The sequence below is a fragment of the Klenkia taihuensis genome, from assembly GCF_900112525.1.
Classification (GTDB): Bacteria; Actinomycetota; Actinomycetes; order Mycobacteriales; family Geodermatophilaceae; genus Klenkia; species Klenkia taihuensis.
Window position 1 is genome coordinate 115,946 of the sequence record NZ_FOMD01000003.1, and the last position, 15,407, is coordinate 131,352.

19 protein-coding genes are annotated in these 15,407 nt (G+C 75.1%); 11 read left to right on the forward strand and 8 right to left on the reverse strand.

All coding sequences use genetic code 11. The annotated features are described in order from the left end of the window. The first annotated feature begins 11 nt into the window (after positions 1 to 11). Positions 12 to 770 (forward strand): IclR family transcriptional regulator, encoded by a 759-nt coding sequence (locus tag BM158_RS12640; RefSeq protein WP_091559240.1) that lies wholly within the window; start codon positions 12 to 14, stop codon positions 768 to 770. Next, the gene (locus BM158_RS12645; RefSeq protein WP_091559243.1) at positions 767 to 1,888 is read left to right on the forward strand and encodes a serine hydrolase domain-containing protein; all 1,122 of its coding nucleotides are present in this window, start codon (positions 767 to 769) and stop codon (positions 1,886 to 1,888) included. The genes BM158_RS12640 and BM158_RS12645 overlap by 4 nt, the downstream gene beginning before the upstream one ends. Here BM158_RS12645 and BM158_RS12650 read toward each other — a convergent pair. The 3 genes from BM158_RS12650 to BM158_RS12660 form a co-directional block, all read right to left on the reverse strand. Beyond that, positions 1,881 to 3,074 (reverse strand): RNA polymerase sigma factor, encoded by a 1,194-nt coding sequence (locus tag BM158_RS12650; protein WP_229827434.1) that lies wholly within the window; start codon positions 3,072 to 3,074, stop codon positions 1,881 to 1,883. The genes BM158_RS12645 and BM158_RS12650 overlap by 8 nt on opposite strands. Beyond that, entirely contained in the window at positions 3,071 to 3,427 is a 357-nt protein-coding gene (locus tag BM158_RS12655) for a YciI family protein (RefSeq protein ID WP_091559247.1), read from the reverse strand. The genes BM158_RS12650 and BM158_RS12655 overlap by 4 nt, the downstream gene beginning before the upstream one ends. A 68-nt stretch (positions 3,428 to 3,495) precedes the next feature. Beyond that, the gene (locus tag BM158_RS12660) at positions 3,496 to 4,383 is read right to left on the reverse strand and encodes an SMP-30/gluconolactonase/LRE family protein (RefSeq protein ID WP_091559251.1); all 888 of its coding nucleotides are present in this window, start codon (positions 4,381 to 4,383) and stop codon (positions 3,496 to 3,498) included. A 22-nt stretch (positions 4,384 to 4,405) separates the two neighbouring features. Here BM158_RS12660 and BM158_RS12665 point away from each other — a divergent pair, with 22 nt between their 5' ends. Further along, positions 4,406 to 5,332, forward strand: coding sequence for an alpha/beta hydrolase (locus tag BM158_RS12665; RefSeq protein WP_091559254.1), 927 nt, complete (start codon positions 4,406 to 4,408; stop codon positions 5,330 to 5,332). 75 nt (positions 5,333 to 5,407) lie between these two features. Next, positions 5,408 to 5,542 carry a hypothetical protein gene (locus tag BM158_RS22715; protein ID WP_268247895.1) on the forward strand — a complete coding sequence of 45 codons (135 nt, stop codon included), beginning with the start codon at positions 5,408 to 5,410 and terminating at the stop codon, positions 5,540 to 5,542. Positions 5,543 to 5,551: 9 nt separating this feature from the next. Here the strand turns inward: BM158_RS22715 and BM158_RS12670 are convergent, their stop codons facing one another. Then, entirely contained in the window at positions 5,552 to 5,986 is a 435-nt protein-coding gene (locus BM158_RS12670) for an SRPBCC family protein (protein WP_091559258.1), read from the reverse strand. A 33-nt stretch (positions 5,987 to 6,019) separates the two neighbouring features. On the opposite strand from BM158_RS12670, the gene BM158_RS12675 reads away from it, so the two are divergent. The 3 genes from BM158_RS12675 to BM158_RS12685 all read left to right on the forward strand — a co-directional run bounded on the left by BM158_RS12675 (position 6,020) and on the right by BM158_RS12685 (position 8,291). After that, positions 6,020 to 6,457: a hypothetical protein gene (locus BM158_RS12675; RefSeq protein WP_091559260.1), complete on the forward strand. Its 438-nt coding sequence runs from the start codon at positions 6,020 to 6,022 to the stop codon at positions 6,455 to 6,457. A 1-nt stretch (position 6,458) separates the two neighbouring features. Then, on the forward strand, positions 6,459 to 7,238 hold the full coding sequence (locus BM158_RS12680) for an enoyl-CoA hydratase/isomerase family protein (protein ID WP_091559263.1): 780 nt from the start codon (positions 6,459 to 6,461) through the stop codon (positions 7,236 to 7,238). Between the two features lie 63 nt (positions 7,239 to 7,301). Then, a complete protein-coding gene (locus tag BM158_RS12685) occupies positions 7,302 to 8,291 on the forward strand; it encodes an LLM class flavin-dependent oxidoreductase (protein ID WP_091559267.1) in 990 nt (329 codons plus the stop codon). A gap of 3 nt (positions 8,292 to 8,294) precedes the next feature. On the opposite strand, the gene BM158_RS12690 is transcribed toward BM158_RS12685, so the two are convergent. After that, a complete protein-coding gene (locus BM158_RS12690) occupies positions 8,295 to 8,531 on the reverse strand; it encodes a hypothetical protein (RefSeq protein ID WP_091559271.1) in 237 nt (78 codons plus the stop codon). A gap of 187 nt (positions 8,532 to 8,718) precedes the next feature. Between BM158_RS12690 and BM158_RS12695 the strand changes: the two genes are divergently transcribed. Further along, positions 8,719 to 9,687 carry a hypothetical protein gene (locus BM158_RS12695; protein ID WP_091559275.1) on the forward strand — a complete coding sequence of 323 codons (969 nt, stop codon included), beginning with the start codon at positions 8,719 to 8,721 and terminating at the stop codon, positions 9,685 to 9,687. Between the two features lie 72 nt (positions 9,688 to 9,759). Here the strand turns inward: BM158_RS12695 and BM158_RS12700 are convergent, their stop codons facing one another. Continuing rightward, complete coding sequence (locus BM158_RS12700) at positions 9,760 to 10,923, reverse strand: RtcB family protein (RefSeq protein ID WP_091559279.1); 1,164 nt, start codon at positions 10,921 to 10,923, stop codon at positions 9,760 to 9,762. Positions 10,924 to 11,117: 194 nt separating this feature from the next. On the opposite strand from BM158_RS12700, the gene BM158_RS12705 reads away from it, so the two are divergent. Continuing rightward, positions 11,118 to 11,852, forward strand: coding sequence for a hypothetical protein (locus BM158_RS12705; protein WP_091559281.1), 735 nt, complete (start codon positions 11,118 to 11,120; stop codon positions 11,850 to 11,852). 6 nt (positions 11,853 to 11,858) lie between these two features. On the opposite strand, the gene BM158_RS12710 is transcribed toward BM158_RS12705, so the two are convergent. Then, the gene (locus tag BM158_RS12710) at positions 11,859 to 12,140 is read right to left on the reverse strand and encodes a DUF427 domain-containing protein (protein WP_091559285.1); all 282 of its coding nucleotides are present in this window, start codon (positions 12,138 to 12,140) and stop codon (positions 11,859 to 11,861) included. Between the two features lie 128 nt (positions 12,141 to 12,268). Between BM158_RS12710 and BM158_RS12715 the strand changes: the two genes are divergently transcribed. Beyond that, a complete protein-coding gene (locus BM158_RS12715) occupies positions 12,269 to 13,978 on the forward strand; it encodes an HNH endonuclease signature motif containing protein (protein WP_165628921.1) in 1,710 nt (569 codons plus the stop codon). Positions 13,979 to 14,081: 103 nt separating this feature from the next. Here the strand turns inward: BM158_RS12715 and BM158_RS12720 are convergent, their stop codons facing one another. Continuing rightward, complete coding sequence (locus tag BM158_RS12720; RefSeq protein WP_091559293.1) at positions 14,082 to 14,507, reverse strand: YccF domain-containing protein; 426 nt, start codon at positions 14,505 to 14,507, stop codon at positions 14,082 to 14,084. 129 nt (positions 14,508 to 14,636) lie between these two features. Here BM158_RS12720 and BM158_RS12725 point away from each other — a divergent pair, with 129 nt between their 5' ends. Continuing rightward, on the forward strand, positions 14,637 to 15,311 hold the full coding sequence (locus BM158_RS12725; protein ID WP_091559296.1) for an LppU/SCO3897 family protein: 675 nt from the start codon (positions 14,637 to 14,639) through the stop codon (positions 15,309 to 15,311). The last annotated feature ends 96 nt before the right edge of the window (positions 15,312 to 15,407 follow it).

Sequence of the window (15,407 nt, forward strand, 5' to 3'; positions counted from 1 at the left end):
TCATTTCTGCCATGCGGAACGAACCGTCCTACCGGGTCAGCTCCGTCGACACCGCGCTGCTCCTGGCGACGGTGCTGCGCGACGAGGGCCCGCTGCGGCTGACCGACGCCGCGGCGCGGCTCGGGACCGCCCCCTCGACGGCGCACCGCCTGCTGGCCGCCCTGGTGCACCGCGACTTCGCCGTCCAGCTGCCCGATCGTCGCTACGCGGCCGGCCCGCAGCTCGGTACACCGGCCGCACCGGCCGCACCGGTATCCCGGCTGCATGCGGTGGCGCTGCCGCACCTGCGGGAGCTGGTGGCGGCGCAGGGGGAGAGCGCGCACCTCGTCGTGCGCGCCGGGGTCGATGTCCGGTTCGTGGCAACGGTCGAGTGCGACGCCGTGCTGAGGGTGGGCGACCGCGCCGGCCGGTCGCTGCCGGCGCACCGCAGCGCGGCGGGGAAGGCGCTGCTGGCCACGCTGGACGCCGATGTGCTGGCCGGGGTGCTGTCCCGGCTCGCCCCGGAGGACGCCGAGCGGGCGCACCGGGGGCTGAGGTCGGTTCGCCGCCGCGGGTTCGCGCTGAACGACCAGGCCACCGAGGCCGGGCTGACGGCGGTCGGCGTGGCCGTGCCCGGTGGTGCCGCGGCCATCTCGCTGGCCATGCCGCGCGTCCGGTTCTCCCGCGAGGGGCTGCCCGGCTGGGTGTCGGCACTGACCTCGACCGCCGACGCCGTCGCCACCGGTCTCACCGATGAGTCCGGCGGGCCCGGCCGGTCCCCGTCGCCATGAGGACCCACGAACTGTTCACCCTCGTCGACGACCAGGTCACCGCGGGCCGCTACCCGGGCGCCGTCGTCGCCGTCCGGCACGCGGGGACGACGGCGGTGCACGCGACCGGCACCCTCGCCGTCGGCGGCGGCGACCCGGTGACCCCGGCGACGCCGTTCCGGCTGGCGTCGGTGACCAAGCCGTTCGGCGGGGTGCTCGCGCTGTCGCTGGTCGCCGACGGCACCGTCGGCCTCGACGACGACGTCGCCCGGTGGCTGCCCGAGCTCGCCGCGCCCCGCGTGCTGCGGCACCCCGGCGCCGAGCTGACCGACACCGTCGCGGCCGAGCAGCCGGTCACCGTGCGGGACCTGCTGCGGATGACCTGCGGCGCCGGCCTGCTGATGGACGAGTCACCGCTGGCGCACGCGATGTGGGAGCGGGGCGTCAGCCCGGGCCCGCTGCCGCCCCGGCACGACCCGGACACCTGGGTCGCGAGGCTGGCAGCGCTGCCGCTGGCCGACCAGCCCGGGCAGGGGTGGCGGTACCACACCGGCAGCGACCTGCTCGGCGTCCTGCTCGCCCGCGCCGCCGGCCGGCCGCTGCCGGAGCTGCTGGCCGAGCGGGTCACCGGGCCGCTCGGGCTCACCGGCACCGGTTTCCGCACCGGCCGCCCGCTGCCGGTGCAGTACGCGCCTACCGACGCCGGTCTCGACGTGCTCGACCCGGCCGACGGCGTGTGGTCCGCAGCCCCGGTCTTCCCCTCCCTCGGCGGCGGGCTGGTCGGCACCGCGGCCGACGTCTGCGCCTTCCTGGGCGCGGTCGCCGACGACGCCCTGCCCGCCGGGGTGCGCGCCGCGGACGTGCTGCACGACGGGCTCACCGGTCCGCAGCGCGCGGCCGCGCAGGCCTTCCTCGGCCCCGGTCGCACCTGGGCCACCGGCAACCTGGAGCTCACCCTCGAGGTCACCGACCCCTGGACGACGCCCGGCCGGTTCGGCTGGACCGGCGGCACCGGCACCACCGCCTACTGCGACCCGTCGCTGGACCTGGTCGCCGTGCTGCTCACCCAGCGGATGATGACCGGCCCGCACGACGGCCCGGAGGAGTTCTGGCAGGCCGCCCACGACGCGGTCAGCTGAGGGCGGCCCGGCGACGGCGGAGGTCGGCCTGCTCGGCGGTGTTCCGGGTGCGGGCCAGCGCTGCGTCGTAGGCCGCCCGCGCGTCCTCGACGCGGTCCAACCGGCGCAGCAGGCCCGCGCGGACGGCGTGCAGCACGGGGGACGCGTCCAGGTCGAGCCGGTCGACCAGCGCCAGCCCGACCGACGGGCCGTCCAGCTCGGCGACCGCGACCGCCCGGTTGAGCAGCACCACCGGGGTCGGCGGCAGCTGGTCGTAGAGGGCCACCACCTGCGACCAGTCGGTAGACGCCCAGGTCGGGGCGTCGGCGTGCACCGCGGCGATGGCGGCCTGCACCTGGTAGGGCCCTGGCCGGCCGGTCCGGAGGCACGCCCGCACCAGGGCCTGGCCCTCGGCGACGAGCGCGCGGTCCCACCGCGAGCGGTCCTGCCGGTCCAGCGGCACCAGCGCCCCGGCGTCGTCGACGCGGGCCGGACGGCGGGACGCGGTGAGCAGCAGCAGGGCCAGCAGGCCCCGGCACTCGGGCTCGCCGGGCACCAGCTCGACCAGCAGCCGGGCCAGCCGGACGGCGTCCGCGGTCAGGTCGTCCCGCACCCCGAGGTCACCGGTGGCGGGGGAGTGCGCCTCGGTGCCGACCAGGTGCACCACCGCCAGCGCCGAGGCCAGCCGCTGCGGCAGGTCGGCCTCCGACGGCACCCGGTACGGGATCCGCGCCCGGGCGATCTTGTGCTTGGCGCGGGTGATCCGGGCGGCCATCGTCGGCTCGGGCACCAGGAACCCGCGGGCGATCTCCGCGGTGGTCAGCCCGCCCACCATCCGCAGGGTCAAAGCCACCCGGGCCTCCGGGGCCAGCGCGGGGTGGCAGCAGGTGAACAGCAGCCGCAGCTGGTCGTCGCGCACCGCACCCACCTCCACCACCTCGGGTTCCGCCGTCAGCCGGGCCAGCTCGGCGAGCTTCGCCGTCCCGACGGCCTCCCGGCGCAGCCGGTCGACCGCGCGGTTGCGGGCCGTCGTGATGACCCAGCCGGCCGGGGACGGCGGCACACCGCGCTCCGGCCAGGTGGCGGCCGCCGTGGCGTAGGCCTCGGCGACCGCCTCCTCGGCGAGGTCGAGGTCCCCGAGCTGCCGGGTGAGGACGGCGACCGCCCGGCCGTGCACCTCACGGAAGACCTCCTCGAGCGGGCTCACCAGCTGAACGGGCGGACCTCGATCGGCAGCCCGATCGCGGCGACGGTCCGCCGTCCCCAGTCCAGCGCGTCGTCGAGGTCGGGGACGTCGACGACGGTGAACCCGCCCAGGTACTCCTTGCCCTCGGCGAACGGGCCGTCGACCAGCAGCACGTCGTCGCCGGAGGGCCGCAGCACCGTCGCGGTGGATGGCGCCTCCAGCCCACCGGCGAACACCCACACCCCGGCCTCCTGCATGTCGGATCGCAGCTGGGCGACCCGGGCCATGATCGGCTCGAGCTCCTCGGGGGGGGGCTGGACGTGCTCGCCGGTGCCGCCGGACGGGGTGACGACGGACAGCAGGTACTGGGTCATGACGGTTCCTCCTGGGGTGTGGACTGCTTCCACTCCCCGTACGAACGGCGCGGGCCGGGATCGACAGGTCAGGGCCGGCCGGCGTGCGGCACCTCGACCTGCGCGGTGAGCAGCACGGCCTCGCGGGCGGCGCGCCGGTTGTGCTCCAGGAAGTCCGGCGCGCAGCACAGCAGGAGGGTGCGGCCGTCCTCACCGCCCAGCGCGCAGGCGTAGACGCCCAGGCCGTCGGGCGCGCGCACCTCGTCGACCACCGCGCCGCCCTCGGCCACCCGCACCGCCCGGCCGCCGACCGCGTCGGCCACCCACAGGTGCCCCTCGGCGTCGCCGGTGCAGCCGTCGGGGGCGACGACCAGCTGGCCGAGCACCTCCTCCAGCGTCACGCCGGTGGGCACCGGGCCGAACTCCGCCCACACCCGGCGGTTCGACAGCGAGCCGTCGGGGGCCAGGTCGAAAGCGGTGTACCGGTTGCCGAAGGTCTCGCCCACCAGCAGGGTGCCGCCGTCGTCGGTGATGACCATGCCGTTGGGGAAGAGCAGGTCCTCGGCGACGACGGTGGTCGTGCCGTCGGGGTCGACCCGCTTGAGCGACGCCGGGCCGGGCGCCCCGCCGCCCATCAGGTCGAAGCCGAAGTCGCCGACGAACACGTGCCCGGCGGCGTCGACCACCAGGTCGTTGAGCAGCCCGCCGCAGTACGGGGCGAGGGTGGCGTAGGTGGCCAGGGTGCTGCCGTCCCAGCGCAGCAGCCGGTGGTCGGTCATCGACACGACGACCAGCGACCCGTCGGGCAGCCGGCCCGAGCCCGAGGGCTGGGTGGCGACCTCCAGGACGACGGTCTCCTCGCCCGACGGCGCCACCCGGCTGACCGTGCCGCGGTAGAAGTCCGACACCCACCAGTGGCCCTGGTGCCAGCGCGGGCCCTCGAAGAACGCTCCACCGGTCAGCAACGTCGTCGTCATGGCCGGACCCTAGGGTCGGGGTGTGACACGCGCCTCGGAGACCTTCGACACCGACGTCGCGGCCGCCATGGCCGCCAGCGCCTTCACCGCCCGCGGCGCGGTCGACATGACCGACCGCGGGTTCATCACCGCCGCCCGCGCCCGTGGGCCGGTGCCCGACTCCGTCGAGGGCGTGGACATCAGCGAGACCACGCTGCCGGCCTCGGACGGCCACCAGGTCACCGTGCGGGTCTACCGCCCGACCACGCCGCACCCGAACCGTCCGGCGTACGTGCTGTTCCACGGCGGTGGCTGGTCGTTCGGGTCGTTGGAGACCGAGCACCCGCGCTGCGTGGAGCTCACCCGCCGCTGCGGCGCGGTGGGGGTCGGCGTCGACTTCCGAATGGCCCCCGACGTCCCGGCCGAGACCATCCTCGACGACTGCTGGTCCGCCGTGCGCTGGACCGCCGCCCGCGAGGACGTCGACCCCACCCGGGTGGTGGTGACCGGCAGCAGCGCAGGGGGAGCGCTGGCCCTGTCGATGGCCCAGATCGGCCGCGACCGGGGCGACGTCGTCCCCGCGCTGGCGCTGGCGCTCTACCCGAACACCGACGACCGCGAGCACCCCTCGCGGATCGCGCCGGCCTTCCCGGTCATCACCGGCGCGCAGGTCGCCCAGGTGGTCGCGAACGTGCGGCAGGGCCGCACCGACGACCCCGCCTACGTCTTCCCGAACCGGACGGCGGACCTCGCCGGTCTCTGCCCGACCTTCCTCGTGGTCGCCGGCAACGACCCGCTGCGGGACGAGGCGCTGGAGTACGCCCGCCGGCTGGTCGACGCCGACGTGCCGGTCGAGCTGCACCTGCTGCCCGGTGTCCCGCACGCCTTCGACGGCATCGCCCCGCAGGGCCGGATGACCCGGACCGCCTACGACCTGATGTGCGCCGCGGTCGACCGGGCGGTCGGCTGAACGGTTGCCGTGTGCACCTGGTGCGGGCGGGGCACTGACCCACCTCATCACCGACACGACCTCAGGAGGCACCCGATGGGAATGCTCAGTGGACTGCTCAAGGGTGCCGCGGCCCAGAAGGTCATCGCCGCGGCCCGCAAGCCGGAGAACCAGGCGAAGGCCAAGAAGTTCGTCGCCGACGCCCGTGCGAAGCGGGCACGCAAGCACTGACCCCGTGCGCTAGCTGAACCGCTCGCGCAGGCGCAGCAGGGTGCCGTCGATGCCCTGCTGCGCCTTCGCGGGGAACCCCAGCGCCCGCACCGGCAGGAAGGTCACCGCGTTGTAGCGGGAGGCGTCCCAGGTCTCGGTGACCCGGGTCCCGCCCTCGACCGGCTCCAGCTCGTAGCGCCAGCGGTGCGGCGCGAAGTGCTTCCAGGCGATCCTCCGGTCGGGCTCGAACTCCACCACCTTGTTCGTCGTCCGGTACTTCGCGCCCATCTGCATGGCGACCGAGAACGTCGAGCCCAGCTCGAGGCGCTCGGGTGCGTCCACGATGCTCTGCACGGTGCCCGACCCGTCGATCTCGGCGTGCCGCCGCGGGTCGGCCAGCAGGGCGAACACCTCGGACGGCGGGGCGGGGACGACGACGGATCCGGACGCGGTGCGGGCAGCCATGCGGGCAGGCTACGAGTGGGAGAAGCTGTCGGCATGACCATCAGCCCCCGGGACCTCGAGGACGAGGTCACCCTGCAGGTCGCCGCCAACCGCATCGACTTCCTCTCCCGGCGCGACGCCGGCGTGGTCGAGGCGACCGCCCCCGACGACGCCGACGACTTCCTCGCCGACCTGCGCAACACCGGCACCTCGCTGGACCGGCACGAGGCCCTCGAGCTGCTCGCGCTCGGCGAGGTCGTCTACCGCAAGGCGCACGACAGCCGGCACCTGGGCATGCACGCCGCCCTGCGCGAGGGCGCCAGCTGGGCCGACATCGCCACCGCGCTCGACGGCGACCCCGGCCTGGCCTGGGACGCCCACCAGCAGTGGATCCGCGACCAGTTCGAGCTGCACCGCCGCGGCGGCCCCGGCGGCCTGGACACCGGCGCGGCCGACACCGCCCGCCAGCTCGCCGGCCCGCGACCGGCCTGAGGTGCGGCACGAGTCCGGTCTCGTCGTCGAGACCCGCGACCACACCCGACTGCTGACCCTCGACCGGCCCGAGCGGCGCAACGCGCTGTCCTCCGCGCTGCAGGCCGACCTGGTCGAGGAGCTGCTCACCGTGGGCAGCGACGGCACCCGGGTGGTCGTGCTCGCCGGCAACGGCCCGGCGTTCTGCGCCGGCTTCGACCTCAAGGAGATCCGCGCGGCCGACGACCGCGGCGAGCCCTTCCGCCCGCCGATGGAGCGGCCCGGCCGGTCGCTGTTCGAGGTGGTCACCGAGTGCCCGGTGCCGGTCGTCGCGGCGATCACCGGCGCCGCGGTCGCCGGCGGGTTCGAGCTGGCGCTGGCCTGCGACCTGCGGGTGGCCGCACCCGGCGTCCCGATGGGCCTGCCCGAGGCGAAGACCGGCATGGGCGCCAACTTCGGCTCGGTCGTGCTGCCCAAGCGCATCCCGATGGGCATCGCGCTGGAGATGCTCTACACCGGTGCCTACGTGGACAGCGACGTCCTGGAGCGGTGGGGCCTGGTCAACCGGCTGGTCCCGCGCGAGGAGGTCCTCGACACCGCGCTCGCGTTGGCCGCGACCGTCGCGGCCAACGCGCCGGTCTCGGTGCGGCGGATGAAGCAGACCGCGGTCAAGGGCCTGGAGCTGCCGCTGTGGCAGGCGCTGCGGCTGGACGTCGGCCCGAACCCCTACACCTCCGAGGACCGCAAGGAGGGCATCGCGGCGCAGCTGGACAAGCGGGCGCCGCGCTGGTCGGGCCGCTGAGGGAACAACGCGGCGGGGTGCTGCGCTGCCCCTGGTGATCCACCCCCGTCGAGAGGTCGCACCATGTCGTTCCCGCTCTCCGTCCTGGACCTCGCCCCCGTCGCCCGCGGGGAGACCGTGGGCCAGTCGATCGCGCACAGCGTCGCGCTGGCGCAGGCCGCGGAGCAGCACGGCTACACCCGCGTCTGGTACGCCGAGCACCACAACATGGAGTCCATCGCCTCCTCGGCGACCAGCGTGCTCATCAGCCACGTCGGGGCGCACACCTCGACGATCCGGCTGGGCTCGGGCGGGGTCATGCTGCCCAACCACTCGCCGCTGGTCATCGCCGAGCAGTTCGGCACCCTCGACGCGATGTACCCCGGCCGGATCGACCTCGGCCTGGGCCGCGCGCCGGGCTCGGACCAGAACACGATGTACGCGATGCGCACCGACCCGCGCTCGTCGGACCGCTTCCCGCAGGACGTGCTCGAGCTGCAGGCCTACCTGGCCGGCGAGACGCGGGTGCCCGGCGTCGACGCCGTCCCGGGCAAGGGCTCGCGGGTCCCGCTGTACATCCTGGGCTCCTCCACCTTCGGCGCGCAGCTCGCCGCCGCGCTCGGCCTGCCCTACGGGCACGCCTCCCACTTCGCGCCGCAGGCGCTGCAGGCCGCCGTCGAGATCTACCGGCGCGACTTCCAGCCCTCGGAGCAGCTCGCGGCCCCGCACGTCATCGCCGGTGTCAACGTGGTCGCCGCCGACGACGAGGACGACGCCCGCGCCCAGTTCGCCGTCATGCGCCGGGACCGGGCCACCCGCCTGTTCGGCCGGGGCAAGGAGTTCACCGAGGCCGAGACCGACCTGCTCATGGAGTCCGGCGCGGGCCGGCAGGTCGACTCGATGCTCACCCACTCCGCCGTCGGCACGCCCGCCCAGGTGCGCGAGCAGCTGGTGGAGTTCCGCCGCTTCGCCGACGCCGACGAGCTGATCGTCGGGCACGCCTCTTCGCAGGTGGAGCAGCGGCTGCGCTCGGTGCAGCTGCTCGCCGAGGCGATGGAGACCGTCAGCGCCTGAGGGTCACCAGTAGGACAGCTCGTCGCAGGTCGGGCACAGCGTCCCGACCTCGGCGGGGTCCGGCGGCCACGGCAGGTCGTCGTCGTGGGTCACCCACGCCCCGCACAGGGCGTTGCGGCGCCCGCCGGCGGCGCTGCCGATGGTGGCGTGCGCCGGCCCGATGAGGGTGGGGCGCGCACCGGCGCCCACCAGCGAGCCGACCATCACCTCGGCCCGCGCGGTGCCGTAGACGAACCCCATGCGCCCAGGGTGCCGCCGGGTGGCGCGCCGTCCGGGGAGGCGACCCGTGTCCGCTGGTCCCGTCGTCCCACCGGCCCCGCTGGTCACACGACGGGGTGACGGAGAACACCGCTAGCTGCGTGCTTGCTATCGCTAGCAGGGGGCATGACCGGGGTGGCCCACCGAGTCCACACCCCAGGGAGACGTCATGGCCGACACCACTGTCCTCACCGCCCAGCTGCGCGCCCTCCTCCTGCTCACGCAGACCGAGGAGCAGGTCGCGCGCACCCGCACCGCGCAGGCCCGCACCGACGCCGTACGCCGCGAGCTGCAGCAGAACGCCGACAACGCCGCCTCGCGCACCGAGGCCATCACCCGCACCCTCCGCGAGCTCGGCGGCGTCCCGGACGTCGTCACCCCGGCCCTCGGCCGGCTGGGTGCCGTCGTCAAGGCCACCGTCGAGCAGGCCGGCCCGCTGGACGAGGCCCTGCTGTCGGACCTCTCGCTGGAGCACCAGCTGCTCGACCGCGCCACCTACCTGAAGGTGCTGGCCGAGACCGCCGAGCTGCCCCGCGTCGTCCGGCTGGCCGAGCGGCTGGTCACCGCGCACACCGCCACCGTCGAGTGGCTGACCGTCGTGCTGGCCGAGACCGCCCTCGGCGGCCCCGCCGCGCTGCGGGCCACCCCGCTGCAGCGCGTCGCCGGCGGCGCCACCCGCCTGGCCTCGATGCCGGCCCGCTACGTGGCCGACTCGGTGAACAAGGTCATCGACACCACCCAGCAGGCCGCCGACGCCGCGCAGTCCAAGATCGACGCCGCGGCGGCCCGGGCCACCACCATCGCCGGCGCGGTCCGGGAATCCCTGTCCGTCGGCCGCAACGCCTCGCTCAAGGAGGCCGAGCAGCAGGCCCGCCAGCAGGGCTCCCGCGACACCGCCGAGGCGCTGCACGAGACCCGTCGGGAGCTCGGCGCCCTCGACGCGGCCGAGCTGCCGATCCCGAAGTACGACGAGCTGACCGTCGGCAAGGCGGTCGAGGCCGTCAAGAAGCTCGACGACGCCGCTGACCTCGAGGCCGTCATCCGGTACGAGGAGGAGCACAAGGACCGCGCGTCGGTCGTCTCGGCAGCGCAGACCCAGCTCGCCGCGCTGGCCAAGGAGGCCGTCGGCGTCAGCTGACCCGGACCCCGCACGACGACGAGGCCCGCACCCTTCCGGGGGTGCGGGCCTCGCCTGTTCTGTGCTGCGCGGTCAGTTGCCCTTGACGTTCACGACCTGGCGCAGCGTGTGCCGGACCTCGACGAGGTCGGCGGCGTCGGCCATCACCTGGTCGATCGGCTTGTACGCGTCGGGGTGCTCGTCGAGGAACGCGTCCGAGTGCCCCCAGGCGACACCGGCCATCCGGGCGTCGAGGTCGGCCCGGTCGAACAGCTTGCGGGCCGCCGTCCGGCTGTGGCTCCGCCCGGCCCCGTGCGGGGCCGAGTGCAGCGAGCGGGGGTCGCCCTTGCCGACCACGACGTAGGAGGCCGCACCCATCGAGCCCGGGATCAACCCCGGCTCACCGGCCCGCGCGGAGATCGCGCCCTTGCGGGACAGCCAGACCTCGCGGCCGAAGTGCCGCTCCCGCGCGGTGTAGTTGTGGTGGCACCGCACGGACTCGGCCCGCTCGACGTCGGCCTGCAGGAACCGGCCGAGCTGGTCGAGGACCCGGTCGACCATCTCCTCCCGGTTCAGGTGGGCGAACCGCTGCGCCCACAGCAGGGCCTCGAGGTAGGCGTCGAACTCCGGCTCGCCCTCCACCAGGTAGGCGAGGTCCCGGTCGGGCAGCTCGACGAACCGCCGGCGGCACTGCTCCCGGGCGACCGCGATGTGCTTCTGGGCGAGCTTGTTGCCCACACCGCGGGAGCCCGAGTGCAGGAACGCCCAGACCCGGTCGGACTCGTCGAGGCTGATCTCGATGAAGTGGTTGCCCGAGCCCAGCGAGCCCAGCTGCTGCGGCCAGTGCTTCGCCACGGCGTCGGCCTGCGCGGCGCCGGGCATGCCGCGGAGCTCCTCGATCCGCGGCTCGGCGGACGCGCGGACCTTCTGGTTCCGGCCGCCGGCGGACAGCGGGACCGACCGGCTGATCTGCGCGTGCAGCGGCGCCAGGTCGCGCCCGTCGAGGTCGGCCCGGGTGAACTGCGTGCGGACGGCGGCCATGCCGCAGCCGATGTCGACCCCGACCGCGGCCGGGATGATCGCGCCGTCGGTGGGGATGACGGAGCCGACCGTCGCGCCGAGCCCGAGGTGGGCGTCGGGCATGAGGGCGACGTGCGGGTGGATGAACGGCATCCGGGCGGTGAGCAGCGCCTGCTCCCGGGTGCTGTCCTCCAGGATGGACGCCCAGCTGAGCAGGCGTCCGTTGATGGTGTGCATGGTCCTTCCCTGGTCGGTGGGGTGGGGGCCGGTGGAGTCAACCTGCTCCTCACGCTGCGCGCGCGTGGTTTTCCCGCCGTCCCCCCGATGGCTGGCCTCCGTCACCCGTGGGGGTCGGTTCGGCTTGAGGAACCGGCGTGTCGGCCGACAACGCAGAGGTGAGCTGGGGAACACGACGCGCGCCGACACGGCTGGTGTCCGCGCTGGCCGACGGCGAGTCCGTGCTGGCCGTCACCGACTGCGTGCCGCTCACCGAGTCGCTCGACGCCCCCGCCGAGGACGTCGCCCGCACCGCGGTCCTGACCGACCGCGCGCTGTACTGCTGCACGGTCGGCGGCGACGTCGTCCCGCTGCCGTTCTCCCGGATGCGCGAGCTCAACCGGCGCGGGTTCGCCCTGCTGTTCTTCCGCTTCGACGACAGCCACGCCACCTGGGAGCTGCGCGACCAGCGGTTCGCCGCCAAGGCCGAGCGCCGCTTCGCCCAGCACGGCCTGGCCGCGCACCGGGCGTGGGTGGGCACCAAGCGGGAGCCCGGCCGCGAGCCCGCCGGGTTCCGGCACCAGGCCCACCTCGACCTGCTCAACCGCCTGGCCGGCGGTACCGACTTCGCCGACGCCGTCGCCGACCAGCGGGCACTGGTGGACCAGCTGGTCTGGACCGAGACCGGCGACCGCGCCTCCTGCCGCGCCGCGCTGCGCCGGCTGGGCACGGTGCACAAGCAGCTGCACGGCGACCTGCAGGTCATCGCCGACGCGGCCCCGAGCCTGGTCACCGCGCAGCACGCGCTGCTGCTGCTCGAGCAGCCCTCGCCGTGGCAGGGCGAGGTCGCCGAGCCCGTCGACGACGGCCCGACGGCGGCCGAGCTGGCCGGCCTCACGCCCGACGCCGCCCCGGTGTGGGTCGCCGCCGAGCGCGAGACCGTCAGCTGATCGCCCTCAGCTGACCTCGACGCCCTTCCAGAACGCGACGCGGTCGGTGATCTCCTTCGCGGCCTCCTTGGGCTCGCGGTAGGTCCACGCGGCGTCGGTGTTGGTCTGCCCGCCGGCCTCGACCGAGAAGTAGCTGGCGTCGCCCTTCCAGGGGCAGTGGCTGGTGGTGTCGGTCGGGGTGAGCACGCCCTCGCGCACGGAGCTGAGCGGGAAGTAGGCGTTGCCCTCGACGGTGACGATGTCGTCGGACTCGGCGATGACGGTGCCGTTCCAGGTAGCGGTGGTCATGCCTCCATCGTCCGCCGGTCGGCCCGTCCGCGCAGCCGGTCACCGCGCCCGGCGCCTTGTCCACAGCTGGCTGGCCAGGTGTCGATCGCTGCAGTAGAATCGAACATGTGTTCGAACGAAGTGATTCGGTGCTCGAGGCGGACCTGCGGTCCCGCCTCGGCATCGCGCCGCCGGGGTTCGTGGTGCGGCGGAGCTGGCCGGTGCCCGTCGTCCTGGTCCCGCCGCCGGGCGGCTGGCGGCCCGTGCGCGTACGAGTCCTTCCCGGTGCGGATGACGGCCTGGCGGCGTTCCGGGCGGGGTTGGATGCCGATGCCGCCCTGCTCGACGTCGCGCGGGCTGCCCAGCGCACCGTCGGGGCGGCGCAGGCGGAGCAGGCGCGCGCCCTCGCCGCGTTCGCCGCCCGCCGACCGGCCGCCCTCGACCTCCCCGACGACGCGGTGGGGTCCCAGGCCCGCGACTCCCGTGCCCGTCGGCCCGACGCGCTGACCACCGTCAGCGAGTTCTGCGTCGACGAGGTGGCTGCCGGGTTGACCCTCACCACGCGGCGGGCCGAGCAGCTGCTCACCGAGTGCGTGCTCCTCGTCGAGCGGCTGCCACTCGTGCTGGCGGCGCTGGACGACGGGCGCATCACCTGGGACCACGTGCGGGTGGCTTGCGACCTGCTCGGCGGGCTGTCGCCCGAGCTCCGCGACCGCGCCCAGGCCGGCCTGGTCGGGCGGGCCGGTGGGCGCACCGCATCCGACTGGCGCCCGGTCGTGCGGCGGTGGGTGATGAAGGCCGACGCCGAGGCGATCACCCGCCGGGTGGCGCAGGCGGTGCGCGACCGTTCCGTGGCCGTGCACCCTGGTGCCGACGGCATGGCCACGCTCGCCGCGACGCTGCCGCTCCCGGTGGCCCGGGCCGTGGAGGACTGCCTGCGGGGCTACGCGAGGGGGGCGCGGACGCCCGACGACGACCGCTCGGCCGGCGAGCGGATGGCCGACTGCCTGGTGGCGCTGGTGCTCGACCCGGGTGCGCACGGTGTGACCGCGGTCCAGGCCGAGGTCACCGTGGTCGTGGCTCTGCAGACGCTGCTGGGTGGCGACGAGCCGGGTGAGGTGTCCGGCGACGTGGTGCCGGCGGCGATGGTCCGGGACCTGCTCCGGTCGCTCGGCCTGCTGCGCGACGGCGCGGCCGTCGATGGCGAGGCCATCGACGCCGGCCTCGCCGAGGCGCGTGGGAAGGGGGCCGACGCTGGTCCGCCCGCGCGGTTGCTCGCGGCACGGAGGACTGGCGGCATCGGCCTGGCCGGTGTCCCGCGGATCGCGGTCGCCGACGAGCAGACCGGGGAGCTCGCCGCGCTGACCGACGTCGCGGGCCTGCGGCGGGCGGCCCGGGACGGCAGCGGTCTGGGGCCACCGCCATCGGCCGAGGCATACCGGCCGTGTGCACTCCTCGACGTCTTCGTCCGGCTGCGCGACCGACGCTGCCGCTTCCCGGGGTGTCGGGTGCGCGCCAGGGTCTGCGACGTCGACCACCAGCAACCCCGGTCGCAGGGCGGGGAGACCGCCGAGTGCAACCTCGCGTGCCTGTGCACCCACCACCACCGCCTGTCGCACCAGGCGCCGGGGTGGACGCTGTCCCGGGAGCGCGACGGCACCGGGCTGACCTGGGTCACCCCGACCGGCCAGACCATCAGCACCCGCCCGCCACCGGTGCTCGGGTGGGTCGACGAGCACGAGCCGGCCCGGCCCGGTGGGGCGGCACCGGCGGCGGCCTCCGCGGCGACGCGGCACCGACGCGATGCCGTGCGTGGGCTGGCCCGGGGCCAGGTCGCCGACGGCCCGCCACCCTTCTGACGCCGGCGCGCTGCCGGGTCGGCTGCTGCTCGGCGCAGCCGCGTTCGCCCTCGCGTAGATCGGGCGGCGCGGTCGGCCACCGGACCCACGACGAGGCCAGCGCCTAACGGGCGACGGCCTGGCCCGCGCCGAACCAGGAGCTGGGCGCCCGGGTCTCGACCACCTGCTTGCCCAGCGGGAACAGCCCGACCGCGGCCAGCTTGAACGACGCGACGCCGAACGGGATGCCGATGACCGTGAGGCAGAACGCGATGCCGGCCAGCACGTGCAGCAACGCCAGCCACCACCCGGCCAGGACGAACCACACCAGGTTGCCCAGGGCCGAGGCGACGCCCGCTCCGGGAGCGGGCACCGTCGTCCGGCCGAAGGGCAGGACGACGAAGAACGCCAGCCGGAACGCCGCGATGCCGAAGGGGATGCCGACGACCGTGAGGCACGCCAGCGCACCGGCGACGAGGTAGGCCACTGCCAGCATCCACCCGTGCAGCACCAGCCAGACCAGGTTGAGCACGAGCCGCAGACCGTCCATGCCCTGGTCCACGAGCCGGGCCGCGGGTCGGTTCCCACCGGTGGGTGACCCTGTGCGCACCCGGTGTGCGGACCAAGCAGTCCGACGGGGATGATCTCCTGGCCCGTCGAACCCCTTGGAGGACATTCCGTGACCACTCCCGGCTCAGGCGACCAGCCGCAGAACCCCGGCCAGCAGGGGTGGGGCCAGCAGCCGCCGTCCGGCCAGCAGGGTCCCGGCGCCCCGCAGCCCGGCGCGCAGGGCAGCCCGCAGTCCGGCACCCCGGGCGAGCAGGGCCAGCAGTGGGCACCCCCCGGCGGTCAGCAGCAGCCCGGCCAGCAGGGCTGGGGCCAGCCCGGTCAGCCTGGCCAGCCGCAGCAGTTCGGCCAGCCGGGTCAGCCCGGTCAGGCGCAGCAGTTCGGTCAGCCGGGCCAGCCGGGGCAGCAGCCCTGGGGCGGTCAGCAGTTCTCCGGCGAGGCGCCGAAGAAGGAGCGCCCGGCGTGGCAGAAGCGGCTGCCCCTGGTGGCCGGCGCCGTGGTGGTCGCGATCGTGATCGCGCTGTTCCGCAACGGCATCTTCGGCGGCGGGCTGCCCGAGGCCGGTGACTGCACCGACAACAGCATCACCAACCTGCAGGTCGTGGACTGCGACTCCGACGAGGCCGCCTACCGGGTGGCCGGCACCGTCGACGACGTGAGCGGCAACGAGCTGCAGAACAACCCGAACCTGTGCCTGGACCAGTGGCCGGACTCCGCGGCCTACGCCGTGTCGGAGACCGACCCGGACGAGAAGGGCACCGGCATCTGCCTGGAGCCCGTCTCCTGAGCTGAGCCACCTCCCCACCACCCCGGCGCCGCGCGGCGCCGGGGTGGTGGCGTCTCCGGGGCCGGACGGGCACGATGCCCCCGGCGGCCACCCGGC

Coding starts and splice junctions, on each gene's coding strand:
- BM158_RS12640 (WP_091559240.1), top strand. CDS start 12: ATGCGGAACGAACCGTCCTACCGGGTCAGCTCCGTCGACACCGCGCTG.
- BM158_RS12645 (WP_091559243.1), top strand. CDS start 767: ATGAGGACCCACGAACTGTTCACCCTCGTCGACGACCAGGTCACCGCG.
- BM158_RS12655 (WP_091559247.1), bottom strand. CDS start 3,427: ATGACCCAGTACCTGCTGTCCGTCGTCACCCCGTCCGGCGGCACCGGC.
- BM158_RS12660 (WP_091559251.1), bottom strand. CDS start 4,383: ATGACGACGACGTTGCTGACCGGTGGAGCGTTCTTCGAGGGCCCGCGC.
- BM158_RS22715 (WP_268247895.1), top strand. CDS start 5,408: ATGGGAATGCTCAGTGGACTGCTCAAGGGTGCCGCGGCCCAGAAGGTC.
- BM158_RS12670 (WP_091559258.1), bottom strand. CDS start 5,986: ATGGCTGCCCGCACCGCGTCCGGATCCGTCGTCGTCCCCGCCCCGCCG.
- BM158_RS12675 (WP_091559260.1), top strand. CDS start 6,020: ATGACCATCAGCCCCCGGGACCTCGAGGACGAGGTCACCCTGCAGGTC.
- BM158_RS12685 (WP_091559267.1), top strand. CDS start 7,302: ATGTCGTTCCCGCTCTCCGTCCTGGACCTCGCCCCCGTCGCCCGCGGG.
- BM158_RS12690 (WP_091559271.1), bottom strand. CDS start 8,531: ATGGGGTTCGTCTACGGCACCGCGCGGGCCGAGGTGATGGTCGGCTCG.
- BM158_RS12695 (WP_091559275.1), top strand. CDS start 8,719: ATGGCCGACACCACTGTCCTCACCGCCCAGCTGCGCGCCCTCCTCCTG.
- BM158_RS12700 (WP_091559279.1), bottom strand. CDS start 10,923: ATGCACACCATCAACGGACGCCTGCTCAGCTGGGCGTCCATCCTGGAG.
- BM158_RS12710 (WP_091559285.1), bottom strand. CDS start 12,140: ATGACCACCGCTACCTGGAACGGCACCGTCATCGCCGAGTCCGACGAC.
- BM158_RS12720 (WP_091559293.1), bottom strand. CDS start 14,507: ATGGACGGTCTGCGGCTCGTGCTCAACCTGGTCTGGCTGGTGCTGCAC.